Origin of the sequence: Nocardia brasiliensis ATCC 700358, assembly GCF_000250675.2 — a bacterium.
Lineage (GTDB): Bacteria > Actinomycetota > Actinomycetes > Mycobacteriales > Mycobacteriaceae > Nocardia > Nocardia brasiliensis_B.
The window spans coordinates 3,373,183-3,395,764 of record NC_018681.1 but is presented as its reverse complement, the minus strand read 5'-3'; the positions used below and the strand labels follow the sequence as shown (position 1 = coordinate 3,395,764).

At 70.3% G+C, this 22,582-nt stretch carries 24 protein-coding genes; 7 read left to right on the top strand and 17 right to left on the bottom strand.

Annotated features, from left to right (window positions below):
• Positions 1–8: 8 nt before the first annotated feature.
• Genes O3I_RS15365 through O3I_RS15300 form a run of 14 tightly spaced genes read right to left on the bottom strand, consistent with a single transcriptional unit; the run spans position 9 to position 11,374 of the window.
• Positions 9–740 carry a VC0807 family protein gene (locus O3I_RS15365; RefSeq protein WP_014983849.1) on the bottom strand — a complete coding sequence of 244 codons (732 nt, stop codon included), beginning with the start codon at positions 738–740 and terminating at the stop codon, positions 9–11.
• Positions 737–1,942 (bottom strand): FAD-dependent oxidoreductase, encoded by a 1,206-nt coding sequence (locus O3I_RS15360; protein ID WP_014983848.1) that lies wholly within the window; start codon positions 1,940–1,942, stop codon positions 737–739. The genes O3I_RS15365 and O3I_RS15360 overlap by 4 nt, the downstream gene beginning before the upstream one ends.
• 48 nt (positions 1,943–1,990) lie before the next feature.
• Positions 1,991–2,947 carry an amidohydrolase family protein gene (locus tag O3I_RS15355; protein ID WP_014983847.1) on the bottom strand — a complete coding sequence of 319 codons (957 nt, stop codon included), beginning with the start codon at positions 2,945–2,947 and terminating at the stop codon, positions 1,991–1,993.
• A complete protein-coding gene (locus tag O3I_RS15350) occupies positions 2,944–5,385 on the bottom strand; it encodes a PEP/pyruvate-binding domain-containing protein (protein WP_014983846.1) in 2,442 nt (813 codons plus the stop codon). The genes O3I_RS15355 and O3I_RS15350 overlap by 4 nt, the downstream gene beginning before the upstream one ends.
• 2 nt (positions 5,386–5,387) lie before the next feature.
• The gene (locus O3I_RS15345) at positions 5,388–5,708 is read right to left on the bottom strand and encodes an antibiotic biosynthesis monooxygenase family protein (RefSeq protein WP_041562632.1); all 321 of its coding nucleotides are present in this window, start codon (positions 5,706–5,708) and stop codon (positions 5,388–5,390) included.
• Entirely contained in the window at positions 5,705–6,055 is a 351-nt protein-coding gene (locus O3I_RS15340) for an antibiotic biosynthesis monooxygenase family protein (RefSeq protein ID WP_014983844.1), read from the bottom strand. The genes O3I_RS15345 and O3I_RS15340 overlap by 4 nt, the downstream gene beginning before the upstream one ends.
• Positions 6,055–6,786: an SDR family NAD(P)-dependent oxidoreductase gene (locus tag O3I_RS15335; protein ID WP_014983843.1), complete on the bottom strand. Its 732-nt coding sequence runs from the start codon at positions 6,784–6,786 to the stop codon at positions 6,055–6,057. Before O3I_RS15335 ends, O3I_RS15340 begins: the two co-directional genes overlap by 1 nt.
• A gap of 28 nt (positions 6,787–6,814) precedes the next feature.
• Positions 6,815–7,300, bottom strand: a complete 486-nt coding sequence (locus O3I_RS15330) for a DUF1772 domain-containing protein (protein ID WP_014983842.1) — start codon at positions 7,298–7,300, stop codon at positions 6,815–6,817.
• Positions 7,300–7,815 (bottom strand): SRPBCC family protein, encoded by a 516-nt coding sequence (locus tag O3I_RS15325; protein ID WP_014983841.1) that lies wholly within the window; start codon positions 7,813–7,815, stop codon positions 7,300–7,302. The genes O3I_RS15330 and O3I_RS15325 overlap by 1 nt, the downstream gene beginning before the upstream one ends.
• A complete protein-coding gene (locus O3I_RS15320) occupies positions 7,812–8,090 on the bottom strand; it encodes an acyl carrier protein (RefSeq protein WP_014983840.1) in 279 nt (92 codons plus the stop codon). The genes O3I_RS15325 and O3I_RS15320 overlap by 4 nt, the downstream gene beginning before the upstream one ends.
• Before the next feature lie 50 nt (positions 8,091–8,140).
• Positions 8,141–9,379 (bottom strand): beta-ketoacyl synthase N-terminal-like domain-containing protein, encoded by a 1,239-nt coding sequence (locus O3I_RS15315; RefSeq protein ID WP_014983839.1) that lies wholly within the window; start codon positions 9,377–9,379, stop codon positions 8,141–8,143.
• The gene (locus O3I_RS15310) at positions 9,376–10,641 is read right to left on the bottom strand and encodes a beta-ketoacyl-[acyl-carrier-protein] synthase family protein (RefSeq protein ID WP_014983838.1); all 1,266 of its coding nucleotides are present in this window, start codon (positions 10,639–10,641) and stop codon (positions 9,376–9,378) included. Before O3I_RS15310 ends, O3I_RS15315 begins: the two co-directional genes overlap by 4 nt.
• 2 nt (positions 10,642–10,643) lie before the next feature.
• The gene (locus O3I_RS15305) at positions 10,644–11,054 is read right to left on the bottom strand and encodes a cupin domain-containing protein (protein ID WP_202804938.1); all 411 of its coding nucleotides are present in this window, start codon (positions 11,052–11,054) and stop codon (positions 10,644–10,646) included.
• The gene (locus O3I_RS15300) at positions 11,051–11,374 is read right to left on the bottom strand and encodes a TcmI family type II polyketide cyclase (protein ID WP_014983836.1); all 324 of its coding nucleotides are present in this window, start codon (positions 11,372–11,374) and stop codon (positions 11,051–11,053) included. Before O3I_RS15300 ends, O3I_RS15305 begins: the two co-directional genes overlap by 4 nt.
• 98 nt (positions 11,375–11,472) lie before the next feature.
• Here O3I_RS15300 and O3I_RS15295 point away from each other — a divergent pair, with 98 nt between their 5' ends.
• From O3I_RS15295 to O3I_RS15265, 7 genes are all read left to right on the top strand, one after another.
• Positions 11,473–12,576, top strand: coding sequence for a methyltransferase (locus tag O3I_RS15295; protein ID WP_014983835.1), 1,104 nt, complete (start codon positions 11,473–11,475; stop codon positions 12,574–12,576).
• On the top strand, positions 12,573–13,712 hold the full coding sequence (locus O3I_RS15290; protein WP_014983834.1) for a cytochrome P450: 1,140 nt from the start codon (positions 12,573–12,575) through the stop codon (positions 13,710–13,712). The genes O3I_RS15295 and O3I_RS15290 overlap by 4 nt, the downstream gene beginning before the upstream one ends.
• Positions 13,713–13,729: 17 nt before the next feature.
• Positions 13,730–14,926, top strand: coding sequence for a cytochrome P450 (locus O3I_RS15285; protein ID WP_014983833.1), 1,197 nt, complete (start codon positions 13,730–13,732; stop codon positions 14,924–14,926).
• Between the two features lies 1 nt (position 14,927).
• Positions 14,928–16,085 (top strand): glycosyltransferase, encoded by a 1,158-nt coding sequence (locus O3I_RS15280; protein ID WP_014983832.1) that lies wholly within the window; start codon positions 14,928–14,930, stop codon positions 16,083–16,085.
• A complete protein-coding gene (locus tag O3I_RS15275; RefSeq protein WP_014983831.1) occupies positions 16,082–16,528 on the top strand; it encodes a pyridoxamine 5'-phosphate oxidase family protein in 447 nt (148 codons plus the stop codon). Before O3I_RS15280 ends, O3I_RS15275 begins: the two co-directional genes overlap by 4 nt.
• Positions 16,529–16,642: 114 nt before the next feature.
• Positions 16,643–17,344, top strand: a complete 702-nt coding sequence (locus tag O3I_RS15270) for a VC0807 family protein (protein ID WP_014983830.1) — start codon at positions 16,643–16,645, stop codon at positions 17,342–17,344.
• A gap of 61 nt (positions 17,345–17,405) precedes the next feature.
• A complete protein-coding gene (locus O3I_RS15265; protein ID WP_014983829.1) occupies positions 17,406–18,338 on the top strand; it encodes a phosphotransferase in 933 nt (310 codons plus the stop codon).
• An 11-nt stretch (positions 18,339–18,349) separates the two neighbouring features.
• On the opposite strand, the gene O3I_RS15260 is transcribed toward O3I_RS15265, so the two are convergent.
• Genes O3I_RS15260 through O3I_RS15250 form a run of 3 tightly spaced genes read right to left on the bottom strand, consistent with a single transcriptional unit; the run spans position 18,350 to position 22,538 of the window.
• Complete coding sequence (locus O3I_RS15260) at positions 18,350–19,528, bottom strand: cytochrome P450 (RefSeq protein ID WP_014983828.1); 1,179 nt, start codon at positions 19,526–19,528, stop codon at positions 18,350–18,352.
• Positions 19,525–21,507, bottom strand: coding sequence for a non-ribosomal peptide synthetase (locus tag O3I_RS15255; protein ID WP_014983827.1), 1,983 nt, complete (start codon positions 21,505–21,507; stop codon positions 19,525–19,527). The genes O3I_RS15260 and O3I_RS15255 overlap by 4 nt, the downstream gene beginning before the upstream one ends.
• The gene (locus O3I_RS15250) at positions 21,504–22,538 is read right to left on the bottom strand and encodes an LLM class flavin-dependent oxidoreductase (protein ID WP_014983826.1); all 1,035 of its coding nucleotides are present in this window, start codon (positions 22,536–22,538) and stop codon (positions 21,504–21,506) included. Before O3I_RS15250 ends, O3I_RS15255 begins: the two co-directional genes overlap by 4 nt.
• Positions 22,539–22,582 lie beyond the last annotated feature (44 nt).

Here is a 22,582-nt window from a genome sequence, read left to right as displayed (position 1 = left end):
TCCCCCTCTCAGGCTTCGGCGATCGAGTCGCGTTCCACCGCAACCGAAGTGCGCGCGAAGCTGAGTTCGCGGACCGGTATGTCGACACCGCCGACCGGCTCCTGGCGCAACGCCGCACGCAACGGTCCGGACAACCGCACCGTCGTGAAGATGAGGACCGGCAGCGTGACCAGCGTCGGCAGTTGCCCGGCGAAGACGGCGACCTCGAGCGGCGTGCTGTAGATGATGACCACCCTGGCGATCGCCGAGATGATGAAGCCCACCCCCCACAGCAGATTGATCAGCCGCAGCCGGTCGCGGAACTGCGCGTCGTGTGCCCAGCCGCCCTCCCATGCCGCCACCAGCCCCGGTTCGCCCTTGGTCACGAACGGCGCCACGACGTCGAAAACCACTGCGCGCCCGACGTAGTTGGTGACCAGCCCGTACACGCCGCCGACGAACGGCATCACCGCCGACTTGGCCAGCACCAGCCGCGGGTCGCCGGTGATGAACACCAACAGCAGCGTGGCGAGCAGCATCACCAGGATCATCACCGAGAACGCGTTCAGCCGGCGTTCGGTGAGCACCCGCCACACGGTGCGCAATCCGGCCACGACCGCGCCGATCGAGAGCGCGATGACCGGCGAGACCCCGAACACGAGGTGCAGCACCACGAAACTGACCACGGGCGCGGCCATATCGAGTGCCATCGGCGCGGCCGCGGCGAGCGCGGGGTAGCGCTTCTTGACTGTCGGGCTCATCGGGCACCGCCTTCCACCAGAGGTCCGGTCCGGAACAGTTGTTCGGACCCGTGCAGCGAATTACGCACGGCCGCATAGCCGTAGTCCCGCATCTCCGCCTCGTACCGGCCGATCGCCACGACCGGGTCCACCCCGTCGACGAGTGCCAGGGCGAGATGCTCGCTCAAACCCGCCGCGTCACGCAGCGCGGTGTTGGCGCCGATCCCGCCCACCGGCGCGGTCGCGTGAATGGCGTCACCGAGCAGGGTCACCCGGCTGGGCGACCAGTGCACGCCGGGCTCGGTGACCCGGATCGAGAGGGGAAAGACCTCCGCCACCAACGATTCCGCCATGATCCGGCGCAGCAGCGGACTCCAGTCGGTGGTGTGTTCGAGTGCCAGCGCGTGCAACTGCGCGGGTGTGAGCGCGAAGAAGGCCGACTCGTCGATACCGAAGACCTCCCGCGGCGCGACCAATGTCCACTTCAGGTAACTGCGCACCGGATCGATCGCGCTGCCGGGTGCGAACCGGCGCACCGCCTCGCCGATCTCGGTCTGCGGTTGAAAGATGCCGCACGCCAACGTCTTCGGACCCGGAGCCAGCACCGGGCGGGATCCGCCGAACAGCACGGGCGGCACCCAGGAGAGGTTGTCCAGGTCCAGGTTCATCTGGCCGTAGATCGCGCGCAGCCCGGTGTCGAGCAGGCCGGCCTCGGGGAGCAACTGCCCGCGCACCGCGGATCCGATGCCGTCCGCACCGACCAGCACGTCGGCCACCCAGGTGGTTCCGTCGGCGGTGTGCACCCGCACCCGGTCGCCGGTCTCGTATCCGATTACGGCGGTGCCGAAGTGGACGTGGTCGCCGAGCCCGGTCAGCAGGATCTGGCGCAGGGTCTTGCGATTCACGACGGTGCTGGCGCGCGCGGGATCGACGGGGCCCCCGGGATGCTCGACCGAGAAGATCTCGCGCAGTTGCTCGTCCAGCCCGATGCCGCGGGACATGTAGAGCGGGTTGGCGGTGGCCATGGCCAGCTCGTAGAGGTTGTCGGGCAGGCAGGCCGCCAGGGCCGCGCGCCCGTGGGCGTCGATGCGCAGCCGCAGACCTTGGAACCGCGCGTGCGCGGTCGGGTCGCGCTCGAGCACGGTGGCCTCGATCCCGTTCTTGCGCAGCCCCTGGGCCAGGCACAGTCCGCCGACGCCGGCGCCCGCGATCACCACATGCATCAGCTTCCAGTTCCTTTCGCTCGGCCGGACATGGTCATACGGTGCCCGCTACTGTTCGGACATCACTGGATCCGGACTCGGAGCCGCGTGGGCGGCCCAGCCGGTGAACAGCCGCCGGGCGGTCCGCTCCCCGGCCGCCGCCGCGCCGGGCAACCGCGCGTACTGCTGTTCGAGGGCGCGGCCCGCGGCGGTGACGGCGGCGTGCGGCGCGGCGCACCAGTCGGTCCCGAACAGGATCCGGTCCGGCGGCACCGTGGCGAACAGGCCGGGCAGCGCCGACGGACCGGCCAGCGCGGTGTCGTAGTAGAAGCGCCCCAGCTGTTCGCGGATCCGGACCGGATCGGCGCCGAAGAACCCGTGCGCCAACGCTTCCACCCGGAACGCCGCGTACGGCAGGAAACCGCCCGCGTGCGCCAGCACGAACGAGATGTTCGGATAGCGGTCCAGGGCATCCGACAGCACCAACCCGATCGCGCCCCGCGTGGTGTCGAGCAGGAAGTCGGCGAGCACAGCGGGCACCGACGAGCCGGCCGAGTCCGGCGGCATCATCGGGTGCACGAGAACCACCGCACCGCGGCGGTCGAGTTCGGCGAGCACCGGCTCGAACAGCGCGTCACCGAGATAGTCGGACCCGGAGTGCGGGATCAGCACGAACCCGTCGGCGCCCAACGTCTCATGCGCGTACTCGATCTCGGCCAGGGCGGCATCGATGTGCGGGATCGGCAGCGCGGCAAGCAAACCGAACCGCCCCGGGTGCGCGGCAGCGAACTCGGCGACGGCTTCGTTGGCTTCCCGGCAGAAGAACTTCGCCGTTTCCGCGTCCGGGAGGTATTCCACCGGAATGGGATTGGATATCACGGCATAGTCGATGCGTTGTTCGGCGAGCACCTCGAAGGTCTCGGCGAGGGTCCACGGAATCTTGAACGGCGCGCCCATGCGGCGCATCAGCGCGGCGATCCGCGGCACGATGGCGTGATGGTGGACGTCGATGCGGCCGGGTGTCACCGGACGACTCCGCCGTCGGCGTCGAGCACCCGCACCACCCCGGCGGTGCCGTCGACCTCGACCAGTTGCCCGTCCCGCAGCCGCTCGGTCGCGCCCGCGGCCGCCACGACGGCCGGAATGCCGTACTCGCGGGCGATGATCGCCGGATGCGAGAGCAGGCTGCCGTTGTCGGCGATCAACGCGCCGAGGCTGGGAAACACCACCGACCACTGCGCGGTGGTCTCCGGGCACACCAGCACGTCACCGGCGCGAATCTTGCCGAAGTCCGCGGCTCCCAGCACTATTCGAGCAGGCCCGCGGTACTTTCCCGCGGCCGCGGCGACACCGGCCAGCGTGCCGTCGGCAGCGCTCGCGTCGCCGCGTTGCGCGCCGAACAAGCTCATCGACCAGGTCGCGATGTCCATGACGCGGGACGCGGCCGCCGAGGGCGGCGTCATCCCGGGTTCGAGCACCAGCGGCTGCGGCGGTGTCCCATAGTGTTCCGGCCCGGGGTGCGTGGCCGCCCACAGGTGCCTGCCGCGTCCGTCTCGCACGCTCGCCGTGCGATCGCCGATCTCGGTGAGCGAGGTCAGCGCCGCGCGGTGGTCCAAGTAGAAGACGTCGTCCACACGGTCGATCACGCTGTGCGCGACCAACCTTCGGCCCAGGTCCAAGACGGCGTAGCGGACCAGCGCCCACGCGGACACCGCGAGATAGACCTTCTCGTCCCGCACCGGGGCCACCGCTTCCGCCGCCGCCACGGCCCGCTGGAACTGTTCGCGCTGCTCGGCCGAGGCGTCGGCGAGCCCTGCCGCTGCCGCGTCCAGTGCCTTGTCGATCCGCGCACGCAAGGCCGCCTGCTCTCGCTCGAGGTCGAACGGCGCGTCGATCTGCGCGAGCACCAGATTCAGCAGGATCTCGGGCTGTTCGGCGAAGGTCGGCTCGGTGAGATCGAATCCGAGCGTGCGATGTCCGTGCGCGCGGACATAGTCGGCGAAGGCCGCCGCGAACTCGCTGTCGAGCTGCGGCAGCCGGACGGCTGCCTCGCGGGTTCCCGCCGTGAGGGCCTCGCGCACAGCGGGTTTCGTGGCGGCCAGCCGGGCAAGACCCCCGAGGCCCACGGCCGCCGCCATGTGGGCCCCGGTCAACCCACCACGCAGGGCCAGGGTTTCGGCGGCCGACCAACCGAGCAGTTCCCCGGCGAGCACGCCCAGCTGCCCGTTGAGGCAGACACCCGCGCCGGTGAGCCGGAAGTAGGCCATGTGCAATTCGGTGAACAGCTCCAGTAGCGCGGCGAAATGCGCACGGAAGGCGTCGTCGTCCAGCTCGGACAGGGTGAACGACACCGTGCGCAGTGCCACGATCCGCTCGGTGAATTCGCGCCGCTGCGTCGAATGCCAGTGGTCGACAAGCTGTTCCGGCGCGCCGTCGGCGAGATCACCCGCGATGCGCTCCAGCCGCTCGATCAACGCGGGCATGGTGTCCGGGGGCGTCGTGGTGTAGATCCAGCCGCCGATCGCGTGCACCGACAACGGGTTTCCGGTGGTGAAGGCGAACACGCCGGGCGCGGCGGCGGCGAACACCGGCAGGAAGATGGATTCCTGCACGGGCGTCCACGGCGCGCTCACCCGCGCGTCGCGCACCGAGAACCCGTCGGGCACCACCACCGGAATCGGCACCGGGGTGACCGCCGCGGTCAGGGTGGTGATCGGCCGCGCCTGCACGAGCCACAGCCCGGTCTCGTCCTGTGCCCATTCGATGTCCTGGGGCGCTTCGAATTCGGCTGCCACCCTGGTGGCCAGTGCGGCGACCGCGGCGGCCTCGTCCGGAGTCAGACCGGCTGCCCCGGTGCCCGAACGCAACGTGGCTCGTCCGTCCCGCACGGCCCATTCGTCGGCGATGGCAGAACCTTCCATCAACTGTTCGGCGAGACCGGACACCGCACTCACCACGGCCTCGTCCGGATCGCCGGTCACCGGGTTCACGCTGAACGCCGCGCCCGCCGCACGCGCTTCGACCATGCGCTGCACCAGCACCCCCATCCGCGGCGACAGCTCGTCGGCGGCGGCCGACCCGCGGTACACGGCGACCCGCTGTGCGCGCGCCGAACGCCAGCAAGTGTCCACGGCGGCCAGCACGGCATCGATCCCTTTGACGCCGAGGACCGACTCGTACTGTCCCGCAAACGATTTACCGGCGAGGTCTTCTTCGATGCCGGAGGACCGCACGGCGACGCCGACCCCGTTCGCGTCCAGCTCAGCCAGCGCGGTCGCGATCTCCGCGACGAGTTCGGGCACCGCCGCGGCGCTCTCCCCCGCCGTCGCCGCCTGCCAATCGATCGCGAAGCCATCCGGCACCGGATAACCCGCACGCCGTAACCGGGCCAGCACGGCGGCTTTTCGGCCGACGCGCGCGGTGTCGTCGAGATCCAGCTGCGCGAACGCGATGACGTGGGCCACGACTACTCCGCTCCCGGTGCTCGATGCGCGGCGGCCACCTCGAACACCTCGAACACCTTGCCGCGCGAGGCATCCTGATACGGCCGCAGCGGCGAAGTGGCGCCGCGATGCGCCATCCCGTGCTCCCACGTGCGGAACGCCGCGAACGACTCCCACTCGCTCAGCACCGCGCCGCTGTCACCCGCGCCGCGCAGCAGTTCGTTGCCGAGCAGCCCCGGCGTGCCCGCCAATTCCGTGCTGATCCGGTGGTAGGCGTCGGTGACCGCCGCGGCGTCGGCCTCGGTGATGGTGAGGTACACCAGCACTCGAACGTGCCCGGTCACGGTGTGGTCCCCGGCCGGACGGACGCGGCGCCGGTCAGGGCGTGCAGCACCGTGGCCACCGCCATGGAGCCCTTGCTGCGGTACGGATGCAGCCGGGCACGATGGTGCAGATGCTGTTCGCTGCGCTCGTAGACCCGGAACGAGGCCTCGTCCACCCAGTCGCTGACGATGTAGTACACCGCAGCCTCCTCGGTGCTGCGGGACAGCCACTGCCCCAGGTTGGCCGGCTGATCGGTGATGATCGAGGCGCCGTCGAGCCAGGCTTGCTCGAAGGCGGTCTCCTGCCCGGGGATCACCTCCATGCGCAGCATCACCCGGAACACCGTGCCCGCGATCGTGTCGGTCATCAGATCCCTCCGTCGACGTGAATGGTCTCGCCCGTGACGTAAGCGGCGCCGTCACCGGCGAGAAACGCGACCACGGCCGCGATGTCGTCGGTCGTGCCGAGCCGGCGCAGCGCGGTCATCGCTTCGTAGCGCGCGGTAACCTCGGCGGGTAGTTCGACCTCGGTGGCGGTGACGCCGGGCGCCACCACGTTCACCCGGATACCTTGCGGTCCGAGCTCTTTCGCCAGCGACCGGGTCAGCCCGATCAGCCCGGCCTTGGCCGCGGTGTAGTGCGCGCGCAGCGGAATGCCGACGGTGGCGACGCGGGAGCCGATGTTGATCACCGACGCGCCGCGGTCCAGCAGCGGCAGCACCTGCTGGGTGACGTGGAAGGCGGCGGTCAGGCCGGTGTCGAGGACCCGATGCCATTCCGCCAGCGGCAGTTCCGCGAACGGCACGTGGCTGATCGCGCCCGCGTTGTTGACCACCACATCGAGCCGGCCGTAGCGCTCCCGGCAGGTCTGCGCCAGCGCGACCACCTGAGCGGGATCGGTCACGTCGGTCAGCACCAGGTGGTGGTCGCCGCCGATCGCGGCGAGTTCCTTCGCCAGCACGTCGACGTGCTCGCCTGGCGTGTGATAGCAGGCGATCACCTGGGCCCCGGCCTCGGCCAGGGTCTTGGTGATCGACGCGCCGATACCGCGCACGCCACCGGTCACCAGCGCGGTCTTGTTCGCCAGTGCTTGCACCATCTCGACTCCTCTTGAACTCGGGCCGGTTTCACCCGGCGAGCGCGGTGGTCAGCACCGCGACGACGAAAGCGGTCAGGGCCGACCCGGTGCGCACGACATTCCAGCGCCGCCAGCGCCTGCGCGGGTCGCGGTCGGCCCAGTCCACCGGTTGATGCGCCGGATCCAGGCTCGCCACATAGCGATTCACCGGCAGGTTCTTCGTGACGGAGATGCCGACGGTGCACAGCAGCAGTGCCGACGAGGTCGCGAAACCGAAACGCGCCGTGGCGGACTCGTCCAGCACGACCGCGTGCACCAGATATGCCAGCAACGCGGTGATGTTCAGCAGCGGCATGGCCGGATCGAAACGCGGCCACATGAATCGCACCCCGCTGACGTACTCCCGGTAGGACTGCACGCCCTGGTAGGGCGCGACACCGATCACCGTGGCGAGCATGATCCCGGTCCCCAGCCCGTTCGCGGCGAGCCCCGCCGCCAGCAGCAACGCCCCCGCCGGGCCCGTGGACGCGGACATCAGCCCGCGCCGCCCGCGGTATGGCGTGCCTCCAGGATCTGCTTGATCCGGCGCATCTCCCGCGGCGAGTTGACGTTGATCCGCTCGGCCATCTGCTCGTCGCTGATCGGCGCGGTCGGCTTCAAGCGGAAGCGCTGGCTCCAGCGCATCCGCACGCCGTCCGCGTCCGGCGTGTATTCCCAGCGCAGGTACATGAATTCGAACGGTCCGGTCTCCACCCGCCGGGCATGCACGACCCCGCCGTCGGCGTCGAGCAGTCGTTCGGAGACCCAGCTCCAGACCGCGCCGTTCGGATCCGGGTGCATGGTCAGCCGGAAGCGCACGTAATCCGTTCGCTGTTCCAGTATTTCGACCGCCGCGTACTCGCTGAACAGTCCCGGCCACGCGGACACGTCGTTGGTGTCGGCCCAGACCAGCTCCAGCGGCGCCTTGATCACCACCGCGTTCTCGGTGACCAGGCCGCCGGTGGCCGCGTCCGCGAAGACCGCGCCGATCTCGCCGCCGTCGGTGCTCATTGCGGCCGCGCCGGGACGAGTTCGGCGGCGAGCTGGGCGTTGACCGCCGCCACCAGGTCCGCCGGGGTGCTGGTGCCGACGACCTGGCCGTCTTCCAGCCGCACCCCGAACCGGCGCCGGATCAGCGCCTGGGTTTCGATCAGCGCCAGCGAATCCAGGCCGAGTTCCTCGAACTCGATATCCGCGATGTCGCCGGTGGTGTCGAACTCCTCGTCCAGCTCGCCGAAGGCCTGGACCAGGATCGGTCTCAGATCGTCGATCGTGAACTCTGCCATCGTCGTCCCTCCTGTTACCTGTGCAACGAGATATGGTGTGGCCGTGCCGTTCACGACGGCCCGGCCAGCACGAGTGCGGCGGCGAAGCCGCCGTGGCCGCGGGCGAGCACCACCGCGTGCCGTAGCGGACGCGACCGTGGCCGGTCCACCACCAGGTCCAGTTCGGGGTAGGCCGAACGGATCGCACCCGGTGTCGGCGGGATCGTCTGATGCCGCAGTGCGAGCAGCGCGGTCGCCACGTCTAGCGCCGAACCGCCCGCGTACAGCCGCCCGGTCAGGGTTTTGGGCGCGGTCACCGGCACCGCACGCCTGCCGAACACCGCGGTGAGCACCGCCGCCTCGGCGGCGTCCAGTTCCGGCACGGCCATCGCGTCGGCGAACACCACGTCCACCTCCGCCGGCGCGCAACCGGCATCGGCCATGGCGCGCACCAGCACTCGGAGCAGCCCGGTGCCCGACGCGGGCGCCGCGTCGAAGGCGGCGGCGTACCCGGCGATCCGGCCGTAGCCTTTCGCACCGCGCGCGGCCGCCACGGCGGCGGGCTCCACGGTGAACATCGCGCCGCCCTCACCGGGGACGTAGCCCGCGGCCGTCGCGTCGAACGGAAGATAGCCGCGCTCGGGATCGCTTGCCGTACTGAGCAATCCGCTTGCGAGCTGGCACGAATAGGCATAGGGGGACAGCGGCGCCTCGGTGCCGCCGGCGAGCATCAGCCCGGTGCCGCGGCGCAACTCCCGGCGGGCCTGACCGAGCGCGTCCAGCCCGGCCGCCTGCTCGGTGACCACGACCGAACACGGCCCCTTGGCTCCGTTGCGAATCGAGACCTGTCCGGTGGTCGCCGCGTAGAACCAGGCGATCGACTGGTAGGCGCTGACCTCCGCGGGCCCGCCGGACCACAGGCTCGCGATCTCCCGCTGGCCGAATTCGTTGCCGCCGGAAGAACTCCCGGTGACGACGCCGACGGAGTCGCTCGCCGTCGCACCCGGTTCGAGACCGGCGTCGGCGAGGGCCGCCGCCGTGGCGGCGAGCCCGAAGCCGGTCCAACGGTCGGTCTGCACCGATAGTCGGCGCGGAATATGTTGCTTGGCAACGAATTCGGTAACCGGCGCATGCAGCACGCTGGGGTAACCGGCATCGCGATACTGCGCGCTGACCTGAATCCCGCTGGTGCCCGACAGGCACGCCCGCCAGTGCGCGTCCGCACCGATCCCGGTCGGCGCGATGACACCGATCCCGGTCACCACCGCGTCCGCCGTACGCGGGCGCGCAACGGCCAGTTCGACACTCATGCCAGCGCCCCCACATCCGACAGCACCATCGCGGATTGGAAGCCGCCGAACCCGCTGCCGACGGTCAGCACCGAGCGCAGCCGTACGTCGCGGGCGGTGCGCGGCACATAGTCCAGGTCGCAGAACGGGTCCGGTTCGGCCAGATTCGCCGTCGGCGGCACCACCTGATGCCGCAAAGCCAAAGCGCAGGCGGCGATCTCGATCGAGCCGATCGCGCCGAGCGAATGCCCCACCATCGATTTGATCGAGCTGACCGGCACCCGATACGCGTGCGCCCCGAGCGCCCGCTTGAGCGCCATGGTCTCGTGCCGATCGTTCTGCTGGGTGCCCGAGCCGTGCGCGCTCACATAGTCGACGGCGGTCGCGTCCAGCCGGGCGGCGTCGAGCGCCGCCCGGATCGCGCCGGCCAGCTCCAGCCCGTCCGGTCGCAACCCGGTCATATGAAAAGCGTTGGCCCGCCGCGCTTCTCCGGGCAACGCACAGTAGATGCCGGCACCGCGACGGCGGGCCCGCCCGGCGGTCTCCAGCACGAACATCGCCGCGCCCTCGGCCAGCACGAAGCCGCTGCGGCGCCGATCGAACGGCCGCGAGGCGCTCGCGGGATCGGCGTCGTCGGCGGTGGTGGCCAGGATGGCGTCGAACGAGGCGGACGAGATCGGCGAGATCGGGGCCTCGGTCGCGCCGGCCACCGCGACCTCCGCCGAGCCCTCCCTGATCAGTTCCGCGGCATGGGCGACCGCGTCGATCCCCGCGGTGCAGCCCGTCGAGATCAGCGCGCTCGGTCCGCCCGCGCCGACCGCGCGCGCGACCTCGGCGACCGTCGCCGACGGCACGAGATAGGAGTAGGCGTGCGCTGACAGTGCCGTGGGATCGACCACCCAGCTCGCGCCGGACCCGCTGATCCCGACGAACTCGCGTTCCAGGCTGGTGGTCGCGCCCACCGCGCTGCCGATCACCACGGCGGTCTCCGCCGCGCAGTCGGCGAGGTCCAGACCGCTGTCCGCGACCGCCTCCGCGGCGCTGACCAGCGCGAACTGGGTCATCCGGTCCAGCTCCGCGGCGCGGCGCGGGTCCAGGCCGTGCGCCGCCGGATCGAAATCGACCTCGGCCGCGATCCGCGAACGGAAGCCCGACGCGTCGAACAGGGTGATCGGCCGGGTCGCGGTGCGCCCGTCGACCAGTAGTTGCCAGAAGTCCTTGCTGCCGATTCCGCCGGGCGCCACCACCCCGAGTCCGGTGATCACCGGCGTCCGCTCGTCCATGACTAGCCGGACACTTTCGGCTGCGCGGCGTCCGGATCGGGCAGCGGCTCGGTGTCGACATGGCCGAGTGCGGGTTCCGGGGCCAGCGGCGCCAGCTGGAACACGGCCTCGGCCGGTGCCGAGCCGTCGTTCTGCACCCGATGCCGGACGCCGATCGGGACGAAAACCGCACTGCCCTGGGCCACCTCGACCGGCGCGCCGTCCAGCAGCACGGTCAGCGAGCCCGCGACGACATAGAGGAATTCTTCCGAATACGGGTGATAGTGCTCGCTGACGAACTCCCCCGGCGCGAGCCGCAGCACCCCGAGGAAACCGGAGGTCGACTCGACCGTGCGCGGGCTGAGCAGCACCCGCAGGTCGCCCCCGCGCCGGGCATTCGGCGCGATATCGGCCGCCGCCACCACCCGCGTCACGGCCGCGTCCACTGGTAGAAGGTCCGGGCCATTGCGTCGGCCGGACTACGCCAGCTCGGCGAATAGGGCTGGATGAAGGGCAGCAGCCCCTCGTTGATCTCCTGGAACAGCGGGTGGTCGCGCACCTCGGCGACCCGCTCGGCCACCGCCGCGTCGGCCTCGATCAAATGGAAATACAGGTCGTGGAAGGTGAACAGGGTGCGCCGCCGCACGCCCACCAGGGCGGGGAGTTCGGTCTGGTCCGAGCGCGCGAACAACTCGGCGACCTGCTCGCTGTCCCCCGGTCGCATCCGCGCCACGATCAGACTGAGCTCCGACATCTCGACCTCTCCTCATGTTGCTCAACTGGCCCAATGAGATTCGTGGACTCTGGCACCCCGTGATCGAGGCGCACTGTGGGAGCGATCGAGGACACCCCGTGCGCAGCACGATCGAGGACGGCACCAGTGATCGTGGAGCGCGCGAACCGACGATCGCTGCCATGTCGACCGAGATCACCGCGCGTGGGCAGGCGCAGCAGCAGCTGCTCGGATTGCTGGCCGGGAAGATGGTCTCCGCGACCATCTGCACGCTGGCGCGGATCGGCCTCGCCGATCACCTCACCGAGGGGCCCCGCCCGGTGTCCGAGCTGGCCACGGCCACCGGCACCGACCCGGACATGCTCTACCGCTTCCTGCGCACCGCCGCCGGGGTCGGCCTGTTCAGCGAGCACACGGACCGGTCGTTCGGACTCACCGAGACCGGCGCGCTGCTGCGCTCGGACGTGGACGGTTCGCTGCGCTACCTGGCCTACCTCTACGGCGAGGAGAGCGTCTGGAACTGCTTCGCCTACGCCGCCGACACCCTGCGCACGGGTAAACCCGCGGGCCCGGCGTTGCGCGGCGGGCGCGGCTGGTTCGAGTACATGGCCGACAGCCCCGAGTACGCGGAGGTCTTCCACCGCGCGATGACCGGCGTGAGCAACCGGGCGCCGGAGGTGGCCGCGAGCTACGACTTCGGCCGGTACCGGACGATCGCCGATATCGGCGGCGGGCAGGGCCGGCTGCTGTCGGCCATCCTCGCCGCGAATCCGCAGCAGCGCGGCGTGCTCTTCGACACCGAATCCGCCATCGGCGGCGCGGATCCCGTGCTCACCGAGTTCGGGGTGCGCGACCGGGTCGACTGTGTGGTCGGCGACTTCTTCGACAGCGTGCCCGCGGGAGCCGACGCGTATCTGCTCAAGGCGATCCTGCACGACTGGAACGACGCCGACTCGATCCGCATCCTGCGCAACATCCGCGCGGTCAGCACCGAGGACACCCGGGTCTACGTGATCGAGGCGGTGGTGCCCGGCGCCGGCGAATGGCATTTCAGCAAGGCGATGGATATCGCCATGGCGGTGAGCCTGGGCGGCAAGGAGCGCGAACTCGCCGAGTGGCGAGACCTGTTCGCGCAGGCCGATTTCGAGCTGGTCGACACGGTGCGCACCGCACCGCCGCACTGGTTGATCAAAGCCAGGCCGATACCGCGGACGCAGCGATGAGCGGCTGCCCGTTCCCGTTCGCCTGGCCCGCAGGCCCGGCCCAGCCGGACGCGCTGCTGCAGGCACACCGCGACCCGTTCCGCACGGTCACCCTGCCCAGCGGCGACGACGCGGTGCTGGCCACCCGTTACCAGACCATCCGGGCCTTGCTCGCCGACCCGCGAATCAGCAAGGACCGCAACCGGTCCGGCGTGGCGAAGATGACCACCCGGCCGCAGAAGGTGTTCCAGCGCCGGATCGACATGTCCCCGCCCGCGCATGCCCGGATGCGGCGGCTGATCGCGCGCGAATTCACCGCCGCCCGAGTCGAAACCATGCGCCCGCGGATCGCCGCCATCGTGGAGGAGTTGCTCGACCGGATGGCGGCCAATGGCGCGGCGGAGCCGGTGGATCTGAACACCGCCTTCGCCTTCCCGCTGTCGATCCAGGTCATCTGCGAGCTGCTCGGCGTCCCCGCGCAGGAGCGTCATCATTTCGGCGACACCAGCAATCCGCCGTGGGACTACATCCGCGAGCTCATCGAACGCAAACGGCGGCAACCCGATACGGATCTGATCAGCGCGCTCGTCGCGGTGACCGACGCCGAGGACGGCCGCCTCACCCCCGACGAACTGCATTTCTGGTCGACCCTGTTGCTGCTCGCCGGGTACGAAACGACGGCGAACCAGATCGCGGGCGGTGTCGTGCTGCTGCTGCACCATCGCGACCAATTGGCACTGCTGCGTGCGGATCCGGCGTTGATCACCGGTGCGGTGGAGGAACTGCTGCGCTGCCAGGTGGTCGGCACCTCGCTGTCCATGCTGCGCTACGTCACCGAGGACGTCACCGTCGACGATCGCGTTATTCCGCAGGGCACCAGCATCATTCCCGCGCTCGAATGCGCCAATCACGATCCGGCGGTCTTCGCCGACCCGGGGCGGATCGACCTCACCCGTCGCGACGCGCAGCAGCTCACGTTCAGTGCCGGCCGGCACTTCTGCCCCGGCGCGCCGCTGGCGCGGGCCCAGTTGCAGATCGGTATCGGCGCATTGATCGAACGCTTCCCGGAGCTGCGACTCGCGGTCGCGCCCGAGCGCCTCGACCGCGTCGACGACCATTTCTTCCAGGGCTTCCGCACGGTTCCCGTGCGCTGGTGAACAGCAGGAAGGTGCGCATGACCGCCGCAGAACCCGTCCCCTATCCGTTCACCCGGCCTGCCGCGCTGGAACCGCCGCGCGAGCTGTTCGGCTTGACCGGCTGCCCGATGGTTCCGGTCCGGCTGCCGAGCGGCGACGACGCGGTGCTGGTCACCCGGCACGCCGATATCCGCGCGCTGCTCGTGCATCCGGCGGTGAGCCGCAACCTGAACCGGCCGGACGCCGCGCGAATCAGCAAGCACAACAGCATGTTCCAGGATTCTAAAATGGATCCCGATCCGCCCGAGCACACCCGGGTGCGCCGGCTGGTCATGCAGGCGTTCAGTCCGGCCCGGGTCGCGGCGCTGGAACCGTTCGTCGCCGAGGTGGTCGACGAACTGCTGGACGCGATGGAAAAGCACGGTGGGCCGGTCGATCTCAATCAGGCGCTGGCGTTCCCGCTGCCGATCCGGGTGCTGTGCCGGCTGCTCGGGGTACCGGAGCAGGACCAGGCGCGCTTTCGCGGCTGGACCGAGCACTTCCTGTCGGTCAGCCAGTTCAGCGGCCCCGAGATCGGCGCCGCGATGCGCGAGTTGAACGAGTACATCGCGGCGTTGATCGAAGCCAAACGTGGTGCGCCCGGCGATGATCTGGTCAGCGACATGATCGCCGCGCACGACGCCGACGACGGCAGGCTCACCGGTTACGAATTGCACTGGTGGTGCCGGCTGCTGCTGCTCGTCGGCTACGAGACCACCGCGAGTCAGCTGGGCGGCACGGTGGCGCTGCTGCTTTCGCGACCCGATCAGCTCGCGCTGGTCCGCGACGATCCGAGCCTGGTGCCGCGCGCGGTCGAGGAGGCGTTGCGCTGGAAACTCGTCGGCTCCTCGGTGTCGATGCTGCGCTACACCACCGCCGACATCGACCTGGACGGCTACACCATCGCGGCGGGCACCAGCGTGATTCCCGCCGTCGACGCCGGAAACTTCGATCCCGCGGTGTTCGATCACCCCGAACGCTTCGACATCACCCGCACCGACAACGATCACCTCACGTTGAGCCGGGGCCCGCACTTCTGCATCGGCGCCGGACTCGCCCGTGCCGAACTCACCACGGCGATCGGCCGATTGCTCGCCCACTTCCCGACCCTGCGACTCGCGGTGCCCGCCAACGAATTACGCAGACAAGAGGGCGCGCTGCTGGAGGGCTTCCTCGGTATCCCGGTGGAGTGGTGAGATGCGCGTTCTCTGTGTGAACTGGGCGTGGCCGTCGCATTTCATGCCGCTGGTGCCCGTGCTGTCGGCGCTGCGGGCGGCGGGCGCGGAGGTCCGGGTGGCGAGTCAGCCACTGCTGCAACGGATCGTCACCGACGCCGGGCTGCCTTTCGCGCCGGCGGGCGCCGACGTCGACCACTCCGCGGTCCGGGCCCGCGCGGCCGCGGCCGCGCCGCCGGTGGCCGATATCTGGAACGTCGACGAAAACGCCAGAATGACACAGGTTTTCGCGGTCTTCGCCGAGCGTGCCCGGCTGATGCTCGACGACACCGTGGCCCTGGCCGAACGCTGGCAACCCGATCTGGTCTTCTTCGAGCCGACCAGTTTCGCGGGACCGCTGGTCGCCGCGCTGCTCGGGGTGCCCGCGATCCGGCACATCCACGGCGTGGACATGACCTATCGGGCCAGAGGCGCGACCCCGGCTTTGGTGGCGCCGCTGGCCGAGCAACTCGGCATCGCGCTGCCGAACCTGCTCGGCAGCCACACCGTCGACCCGTGCCCGCCGTCGCTGCAGATCGCGACCGACACCACCTCGACCACCGTGCGCTACATCCCGTACAACGGGCCCGCGACCATTCCGGCCTGGCTCGCCGAACCGCCCACCGTGCCCCGCATCTGCCTGACCTGGGGCACCACGGTCACCGCGCAGGGCGGGGAATTCCTGCTGCCCGAGGTGCTGGCCGCACTGGACGGGCTCGAGCTGGACGTGGTCGTCACGGTGCGGCCCGCCGAGATCGAACACCTCGGCCCGCTGCCGAGCAATGTGCGCGCCGTCTCCGGGCTCGCCCTGCACCTGCTCATGCCGTCCTGCGCATTGGTGATCCATCAGGGCGGTTTCGGCACCATGCTCACCGCGGTCGACGCCGGCGTGCCGCAACTGCTGCTGCCGCAGTTCCCCCATCACATGCTGCCCGCCGAGCAGTTGCGCGGGACCGGCGCGGCGGCGGTGCTGCCGGTCGCCGACTTCGATCGCGCCGTGGTGCGCGACCTGGTGGTCCGGCTCGTCGGCAACGGTCCCGAACGCGCCGCGACCCAGGTGCTGCGCGCCGAGCTACGGGCCCAGCCGACCCCCGCGCAGATCGCGCCCGACCTGCTGGCACTCGGAAAGGGAACACGGTGAGACAACAAGCAGCCCCGCGCGCACTGACCGACCGCAAACAGCATGTCCTGGAGTTGCTCACCGGACCGGGACACCTGTGGCTCGCGACCGCGGCCGACTCGCTTCCGCACCTGGTGCCGCTGGCCTTCGCCTACGGCGAGGGCGACCTGCTGATGGTGACGAAACCCGGCACCAGGTCCGTGCGCAGTCTGCGCGACGCGGGCCGAGCCAGGGCGGCGCTCGGCGATACCCGGGACGTGGTGCTCATCGACGGCACCACCACATTCTTCGATCCGCAGGCCGTCACCGGGCAGCTCGGCGCGCTGCTGGACACGCTGCCGATGGGTCGGCGGGTGCCGGGCAGCGTCGGCCTGCGGCTGCGGCCCGACCGGATCCAAGCGTGGCAATCGATGGCCGAGATCGGCGACCGCACCCTGATGTCGGGTGGTCGCTGGCTGGTCTGAGACCGCCCGCACAGGAGATAACTCCTGGCCGAATCGGCGGTTTCGTCTCTACAGCGCGCCGACCTCGGCCAATAGCCTGAAATCGCCACCACCCCAACCGATCAGGAGACCGCGATGACGGCACCGACGCCGAAGAAGACGAGCCGGTTCAAGGCGCTGTTGCCGCTGTTCGGCAACGTGATCGTGTCGACCGTGCTGTATTTCGTGCTGCGCGCGATCGGCTTCAGCGAGATCTGGTCGCTGGCCATCCCCGGCATCGTCGTAGCCGTCACCACCACGGTCGGCAGCATCCGGCGGCGCTCGCTGGACGTGATCGGCGCGCTGGTGCTGGTGGAACTCGTCGTCTCGCTCGGGCTGGCCTTCGTCACCGACGATCCGCGGATCGCGGCGATCCGGCCCGCGCTCTACATGCTGACCACCGGTGGTTTCTTCCTCTTCACCTGCGTGGTCGGCAAACCGGTCATGTACCTGCTCGCCACGCCGATGGCGACGAACGGCGGCGAACCCCGCCGCACCGAGGCCTACCACCGCGCCTGGGACGAAGAACCCCGGTTCCGCAAGCTGGAGCGGCTGATGACCCTCGGCGTCGGGCTCACCATGTTCCTCGATTCGGGTCTGCGCATCGGCATCGTCTACAGCTCCCCCGCCAGCGACCTGGACCGTTCCTTCCTGGTCTCCAACGGCGCCGCGATCGTCATGGTCGTCCTGGTCATCGTCATCATGGTCGCCTTCATCCCCCGCCTCTCCAAGATCGTCGACCAGGTCCAGCAGCGCGTCCCCGAGCCCGCCCCCACCGCCGAGGTCCGCGCGCACTGATCGCCTACGGGCCTGCGCCCGAGGACAGTGCCGCGGTCCACGCCTGTGGCAGGATCGCGCGATGGACGAATTCGCGAGCAGGACGGGGAGTGCGGTCGATGCGGCGGTGGCGGTGGGCCGCGAACTGGGGCTGACGGTCACCGATGCCGTGGTGCTGCACGATTTGTTCTCGGTGGTCGTCCATCTCGCGCCCGCGCCGGTCGTGGCACGGATCCCGGTGGTGCTGTCGCCCACAACAGACCTCGCGACCTTGGCGCGGCGGCAGCGGGCCGAGCTGGACGTAGCCCGGTGGCTGAACGAACAAGGAACACCGGTGATTCCGCCCAGCCCGCTCGTCCCGCTGGAACCGGTACAGCGCGAAAGCTTTTCGATGACGTTCTGGCAGTTCGTCGTCGAGGATCGCGACAAAGTACCCGATTACGCGGCGAATTCGGAGCGCGCGGCCGACCTGCACGCCGCGATGCGCGACTACCCGGGAGAACTGTCGTTCCTGTCCTCGGCCGAACCGCGCTTCGTCACCGAAAGCCTTGCGCTGCTGCAGGAGCGCCCGGACCTGATCGATCCGTCCGACCTGGATCGCGCGCGCCGCGAGTGGCGGGTGCTGGCACCATTCGTCCGGTCCCGCGAGGCGTTCGAGACCCGGTTCCCCGGGATCGACGTGCAGCCCATTCACGGCGACTCACCGCCGGCGAACATCTTCAACGGGACGGCCGGTGACCTCTATTCCGACTTCGAACTCGTCACGCTGGGCCCGGTCGAATGGGATCTCGCCGCGCTCGGCACCGATCTCGAAGCCGCGTATAACCGTGGTGCGCAACGGAACGGCATGCGGCCGCTGGACGACGAGGTGCTCCGCTTCGTGAACGCCGTCGGCGTACTGCGCGCGATCGCCGTTCTCACCCTCAGCCCGCAGCTGCCCGCCCTGGTGGAGTTCCTGCAACCGCTCATCGACCAGTGGCACGGCATGCCGTTCGCGGGCGGACTGGCCGGCTGACCGGGTCGTCGTCACCAGGTGACCGGCAGCTCGTGCAGGCCGAACAGCACCGAGTCGTATTTGACTGCCGCATCGGGCAATTCACCGTTCAGCCGCAGTTCGGGCAACCGGGCCAGCACCGTGCTGAACACAATGTCCAGCTCGAGCTGGGCCAACGCCGCGCCCATGCAGGCGTGCGCGCCGTAGCCGAAAGCCAGGTGCCGCTGCGCGTCTCGATGGATGTCGAGCACCTCGGGATTCGGGAACACCGTGGGATCCCGGTTGGCGGCGGCGGCCAACGGGATCACGCCTGTACCGGCCGGGATGGTGGTGCCCGCGACGTCGATGTCCCGGGTGGCGGCGCGGCAGGTGGCCAGCTCGGCGACCGAGGTGTAGCGCAGCAGTTCCGCGATGGCGCCGGGCATCGCGGACGGGTCGGACCGCAGCGCCGCCACCTGGTCCGGATGACGCAGCAGCGTGAGCAGGCCGACCGAGATGGTGTTCGCCGTCGTCTCGTATCCGGCCAGCAGGATCAGGATGAGCACGATGGTCAGCGCGCGCAGTTCCAGGTGACCCGGTGCGACGTGCTCGCGCAGCACGCGGGAGATCAGATCGTCCGCGCTCGATCCGTGTTTGCCGCGTACCAATTGCTTCACGTAGTCGACCAGCGCTTCGAAAGGCGCTGCACCGCCGTGCGTGATCACGCGCACGGTGAGTTCCTCGAACGACGCGGTATCCGCTTCCGGCACACCGAGAATGCGGCCGATGGCCAGCGCCGGTACCGGCAGCGCGAGCGTGCGCACCAGGTCCGCGGGCGGCCCCGCGTCGAGCAATCGGTCGATACGTTCGTCCACGCACCGCTGGATGTAGGGCCGTAGCGCGGCCACCTTCCGCGCGCTGAACTCGGGGGTGAACATCCGCCGGTGCACACCGTGCTCCGCGCCGTCCATGCCCACGAAAACCTTGATCCGGCGCAGGTATTCCGACTCCGCGGTCAAGAACGGGAAGCCGGGAGCGCAGCGATCGGCGCTGAGACCGGGGTCGGTGAGCACGGCCCGGACGTCGGCGTAGCGGGTCACCAGCCGGACCGGCCGGCCGTCGCGCAGGGTCGCCCGCCCGACCGGGCATTCCTCGCGCAGGGCGCGATATTCGGCGGGCAGATCGAACGGGTTCGGCCGGCGCATCGGGAACGCCGGGTCCGCCGCGGTCATCCGAGGCTCCCCTGCTCCACCAGTGCGGGCACCGGCCCGGCGCGACGTCGTGGCGGTCCGAGCGCCGCGACGAATTCCGCGAAAGTCGGGTGCTCGTAGAGCAACCCGACCGGCACGCGGCGGCCGAGCGCCGCGCCGAGCGTGGCCACACACCGCACCGCCGCCATCGAGGTGCCGCCCGCGGCGAAGAACGAGGTGGCCGGGCGGGGCGGATCGCCGAGCAGATCGGTCCAGACCTCGGACACCTTCGCGGCCAGCGGATCTCGGCGGCGCACGAGCGAGACGCGATGGCGCACCTGCGTTTCCGGATTCGGCGCACGGTGCCCGGCACGCAGGCGTGCCCGCTGGATCTTGCCGGTCGCCGTCCGTGGAAAGTCGGCGGCCGGCAGGACGCGGACCTCATCGACGGCGAAGCCGAACCGCAGCGCGACCCGTTCCCGAATCGCGTCCGCCACCTCGACATCGGGGCGCACGCTCACGAACACCGCCCGTCGCGGCGGGCCGTCCGGGTGCTCGAGCACGGTGAACGCCGCATAACCGTCCAGCACGCCGTCGACCTGCGCCACCACCGCTTCGATCTCCTGGCACGGGATATTGCCACCGTTGATGACCACCACATCGTCGTCGCGTCCCGTCACGACGAGGGCGCCACCGGTGACGAAACCTTGGTCACCGGTGGTGAACCAGCCGTCGCGCAGCGCCGCGTCCGCGCCGAGGTAGCCCGCGAACAGCGTCGCACCGCTTACCTGCACCGCGCCGAGCTGATCTTCGTCGCATACCGAACCATCGGGTCGCACCACCCGAATCCGCACGCCCGGCACCGGCGTACCGGTCACCGCGAGCTCCAGCGCCCCGGCCGAACCGGGCGCCGCGTGCCGCACGCGGTCGTCGGCGGTCATCCGCACCCGCACCGCCGGGATGCCCGGCTCACCCGGGGACGGTCGCGAATAGACCACGCCCGAACCGGTTTCCGACATCCCCCATGCGGGCCGGAACGCGGCCCGGGAAAGTCCATGCGGTGCAAGCAGATCGACGAACTCGTCGGCGACCGCCGCCACCACCGCCTCGCCGCCGTCGAGCACATGGCGCAGCCGGTGCAACCGCCACCGCCGCTCCGGCGCCCGCCGCAGCGCCGAGCAGACCAGTGCGAAACCGAAGTTCGGCGCCCAGGTGGTGCCGGCACGGTGCGCTTCGAGCAGGTCCAGCCAGGTGAGCGGATCAGCGAGCACGCGCGCGGTGTCCACCTGCACGAGCGAGCAGCCGAGAAAGACCGCCTGCGTCGCCCACATCACGATGCCGCCGACATGATCGAGGGGCATCCAGTTCAAGGCCACGTCCGAGGCGCGCAGATCGTTGAATTCGGCCGCCGCCCAGGCACGGTGGGCCAGCGCGGCGTGGGTCAGCAGCACGCATTTGGGCCGTCCCGTGCTGCCGGAGGTCAACAGTCCGATGGCGACATCGGCTGCCATCGGTGGTGCGGCCGTCCGGTCCGCCGACTGCTTGCCGAGCGGTCGCGCCGTACCATCCGCATCGACGGCGATCTGATGGTCCACCGCGACGGCGGCCACCGGGTCGTCCACGAGAACCACCGGGTTACCGAGCAATTCGTGTGCCGCGCGAATACGTTCGCCCACCGCGCGCACCGCGCCCAGCGCACCTGTCCGCCCCACCGGGACCGGCACTGCTCCCGCGAGCACGCAACCCCAGAACGCGGTCAGCTGCACCCGGGCGTCACCGGCGGCGATCAGGACCGGCGTCCCGGGTGGCAGCTGCTCCGCCAGGTATTCGCCCAGTGCCCCGGCCGCGCGACGCAGGTGCCCATAGTTCTGAAACCGTTCCAGCCCTTCGTCATCGACGTAGGTGATGCCCCGGCTGAGGTCCTGCGCCGCTCGATCCAGAGCCGCCGGGAGGGTGCGGGGCCAGTCGGCGGGCGGTTCGGTCGTGTCGCCGATCAACAACGCGCGATTCGTTCGGGTCACCGGCTGACCCCCTGTGCCAGGTCCAGCGCCTGTGCGGCGGTGCGCAGTACGTCGACCTGGTCGTCGAAATCGGCGGCCAGCAAGGTCAAACCGAGGATGGTCACCCCGGCCGCCGCGTACTCGGACATGCGCGCGCCGATACTGTGCGCGTCGCCGAGGAGCGCGGTGCGCCGGATCAGGTCCAGCGGTACCGCCGCTGCCGCACCGGCCCGGTCACCGGCCGCCACCAGCCGATGGACCCGCTGGACCTGCTCGCCGTAACCCATATCGGTCGCCACGCCCGCGTAGACGCCCGTACCTCGCCCGAGCGCAAGGAAATTCGCGTAGTAGGGCCGCAACGCGACGGCCGCGGATTCGGCATCGGGTCCGACGCCGATGGGGATCGAGGGCAGCACCCGGAAGCCGTCGAGGCTCGCGCCGGCGCGGGAACGGCCGATCCGGACGTGGTCGAGCGCCCACGAGATGCGTTCGGGTGAGCAGAACGCGCCGATCCAGCCGTCGGCGATCGCACCGGCCAGCTCGAGCGCGCGCGGACCGACACCGCCCAGAAGTATGGGCAGTTCGGGGCGTGGTTCGAAGGCGCGCAACTGGGCGACGGCCGCGGTGCCGTCCGGATCGTCCGGTGGCAGCCGCCAGTGCTCGCCCGCATAGCGCACCGGTGCGCCGGACAGCGCGCAACGCACCACCTCCACGTATTCACGCAGCCAGGCCAGGGGCCGCCGCAGGTCCGCCGCGTACCAACCCCGCGCCACGTCTGCGGCCGATACGCCGAGACCCAGTTCGAACCGCCCGCCGGACAGTTCGTCGAGAGTCAGCGCGGTCAGCGCGGTCAGCACCGGGCTGCGCGCGGGCGCCTGGAGCAGCCCGGAGGCCAGGGTGAGCCGCGAGGTGACCGCGGCGGCGGCGCCGAGCACGCTCACGCCGTCACCGCGGAACCCTTCGGGTGCGAGCGCGTACTCGAGCCCCAGTCGTTCGGCGGCGGGAGCGAGGCGGAGGGCGTGTCGTGGGGTCAGGAACACCGCGAGCCGCATCGTTTCTCCTCGTCGTGCCGGGTACTGCGAGGTCGAACGATCCG